At 30.0% G+C, this 3,375-nt stretch carries 2 protein-coding genes and 1 pseudogene; all 3 read left to right on the top strand.

The genetic code is table 11. The features are described 5' to 3' along the window. A pseudogene (locus ACFYOJ_RS35945) lies at positions 1 to 1,205 on the top strand (ornithine decarboxylase); the annotation flags it as partial. A gap of 23 nt (positions 1,206 to 1,228) precedes the next feature. Continuing rightward, complete coding sequence (potE, locus tag ACFYOJ_RS35940; protein WP_002498214.1) at positions 1,229 to 2,557, top strand: putrescine-ornithine antiporter; 1,329 nt, start codon at positions 1,229 to 1,231, stop codon at positions 2,555 to 2,557. Between the two features lie 159 nt (positions 2,558 to 2,716). After that, positions 2,717 to 3,375: cation transporter (locus ACFYOJ_RS35935; RefSeq protein WP_002498213.1), on the top strand; the 659-nt coding region annotated here is incomplete at its 3' end.

Below are 3,375 nucleotides of genomic sequence, written 5' to 3'. Positions count from 1 at the left end.
CGTGTGTTGGTTATGAACAATTTATTCCATTAATGAAAAAATCTTCTCCACTATTATTAGACCTGGACGAAAATGATCCTGGTATCTTAGTAGTACAATCAACACATAAACAACAAGCTGGATTTTCTCAGGCTTCTCAAATTCATAAAAAAGACAAACATATCAAAGGACAAAAACGTTATATCAATCATAAAAGATTTAATAATGCATATATGCAATATGCTTCAACATCACCATTCTATCCATTATTTGCTTCTTTAGATATAAATGCCAAAATGCAAGAGGGAGAATTAGGTGAAAAGCTTTGGAATGACTGTTTAACTGTTTCTACTAATGCTAGAAAAAAAATTATAGAGAAATGTAAATATATTAGACCATTTATTCCAGAAACAGTTCAAGGTAAAAATTGGGAAGAAGCTAGTACAGATGAAATTATAAGCAATTTAGAGTACTGGAAATTTAATCCAGATGAAAAATGGCATGGATTTAACGGCTATGGTAAGGACCAATATTATATTGATCCTAATAAATTCCTATTAACAACTCCTGGAATAGATTCTAAAGATGATTCTTATATGAATTTTGGAATACCAGCTGTTATTTTAGCTAACTATTTACGTGAAAATGGTATAGTACCAGAAAAAAATGATTTAAATTCTATTCTATTTTTAATGACACCCGCAGAAGACGATGCAAAAATGAATAACTTAATATCTAAATTGATTCAATTTGAAAAATACATTGATCAAGATGCGCCTTTAGAAGTGGTTTTACCTAGACTATATAATAGTAACTACGAAAGATATAAAAATTATACAATTCGTGAATTGTGTCAGGAATTACATGATTTCTATAAAGAGCATAATACTAAAGAATTCCAAAAAAGAATGTTCTTAAAAGATTATTTCCCTGAGTATAGAATGAAACCTTATGACGCAAATATTGAATTATTAAGAAATAATGCTAAATTAGTCGAATTAGATGACATTGTAGGTGAAATAGCTCTTGAAGGAGCTTTACCTTATCCGCCAGGTATATTCTGTGTAGTTCCAGGAGAAAAATGGAGCGAAACAGCAAAAACATATTTCAAAATACTAGAAGATGGCATAAATGAATTTCCAGGATTTGCTCCAGAAATTCAAGGTGTTTACTTTGAAAATGTTGATAATCGAATCAAAGCATTTGGTTATGTTTTAGATAAATAACTAAATAAGGAAGGTAGATCTTTATGTCTGAAAAGAAAAAAATGAGCGTTACTCAATTAACGATTGTTACAGCTGTTAATATGATGGGCTCAGGAATTATCATGCTACCTACTAATCTGGCACAAGTGGGTACAATGTCAATACTTTCTTGGATTATAACAACAATTGGAGCTACAATGTTAGCTTTTATATTCGCTAGAGCTGGCTTATATAGTTCAAAAGGTGGCGGAATGGGAGGATATGCAGAATACTCATTTGGCAAAGCTGGAGCCTTCCTTACTAATTACACTTATGGACTCTCTCTAGTTATAGCTAATGCGGCTATCGCTATATCTTCAGTAGGTTATATTGCTGTTTTATTTAATGTTCATTTATCACCATTGGCAACAGCAATGTGGACTATAGTAGTTTTATGGGTTGCAACAATATTGAATTTTGGAGGAGCAAATATTACAGGAAGAATTAGTACGTTTACAGTTTGGGGCGTTATTTTACCTGTAATTTTCATCAGTATTGTTGGTTGGTTTTACTTTAGTGGAAGTAGCTTTGCAACATCTTGGAACCCTCACAATTATAGCTTTATAGAAGGAATGGGTAAATCTATTTCTATAACACTATGGGCTTTTTTAGGTCTTGAATCTGCTGCAGCTAATAGTGATGCTGTAGAAAATCCTAAGAAAAATGTTCCTATTGCTGTAATGGGTGGTACTATAGGTGCAGCAATAATGTATATTTTATCTACAAATGTAATTTTAGGTATTTCTCCTATTAAAGATTTAGCTAAATCTAGTGCACCATTTGGTTTAGCATTTAGTCATATGTTTAACCCTACGATTGGTAATATTGTTATTGCTTTAATGATAATATCTTGCTTTGGATCTTTGATTGGTTGGCAATTTACCATTGCAGAAGTATTTAGAAGCTCAGCAGTTGAAAAATATTTCCCTAAAATCTTTGCTAAAACTATCGGCAATGGTACACCAATAATTGGAATGGTAATTATTACTGTATTACAAACGTTAATTTCATTAATGACAATTAGTCCATCTTTATCTAAACAGTTTACAATATTAGTCAATTTAGCGGTGGTAACTAATGCAGTGCCTTATGTGTTAACAATGGCAAGTATTAAAACCATGCAAAAAGAAACATCAACAAATATTTCTAATAAAACTATGAAGTGGACTAATATTATAGCAATTCTAGCTGGTATATATACTTTATATGCTATTTACTCTTCTGGAGGAATAGCTGTTTACTATGGTGCTATTGTAACATTTGCTGGATGGACTCTTTATGGATTTATTTCTTATAGATTCGATACAGAAAAGTCTAAAAATGTTAATGAATAGAAACGATTTATGATTTAAATTTCAAAAACAGTCTAAGAAGTAAGAGTTGCTTCTTAGACTGTTTTTTGAAATGGATATAATATATACATTATTAATTTTGAATAAATATTTAGATAGGCGTAAAATGAAAATGTTAATAAAAATAAAGGATAAGATAAAATGAAAATGCACAACAACGAAATAAGCCGAATTCTTTTTATATCAACTTTAGGAGCATTGATTTTTTCAGTAACTGGAATATTTCTGGGTATTATTTCAAATAGTGATATGGTATTACTTGATGGTTTATATGCTGTCTTAAGCTTACTAATATCAGCTTTATCACTTTTCACTTCTATTACTATAAAAAAACCTAATCGTGAGTCTTTCCCATTTGGAAAATACATTTTTCAGCCCCTTACTATTGTTTTCAACTCTTCAATTCTTCTTCTTCTTTGCATATTATCATTAATTTCATCAATTTATGCGATTATGCAAGGCGGTAGAAATATTAATGCCAATATAGGATTATTCTACGGCATTTTTTCTTTTGTAGGATGTGGTGTAATCTGTTTCCTTCTATCTAGAAATAGAAAAAAATCTGATTTAATATATGCAGAAATGCTTCAATGGTTGTTAGATACTTTTGTAAGTTTTGGATTAGTGTTAGGTTTTATTTTAATGTTTATACTAAAATATACTAAATTTGATTGGCTAATTCCTTACATAGATCCTTTTTTAGTTTTAATCGCTGGTATTATTTTAATAGTTATGCCTATAAGACTTCTATATAAAAATGGTAAAGAAATTATATCAATGTCTGCTTCAGAAGAAGTACA

Source organism: Streptomyces sp. NPDC006384 (genome assembly GCF_042870695.1).
Classification (GTDB): Bacteria; Actinomycetota; Actinomycetes; order Streptomycetales; family Streptomycetaceae; genus Streptomyces.
Note: the sequence above shows the minus strand (reverse complement) of the source record. Positions and strands in the feature narration are given on the sequence as shown.

Coding starts and splice junctions, on each gene's coding strand:
- potE (WP_002498214.1), top strand. CDS start 1,229: ATGTCTGAAAAGAAAAAAATGAGCGTTACTCAATTAACGATTGTTACA.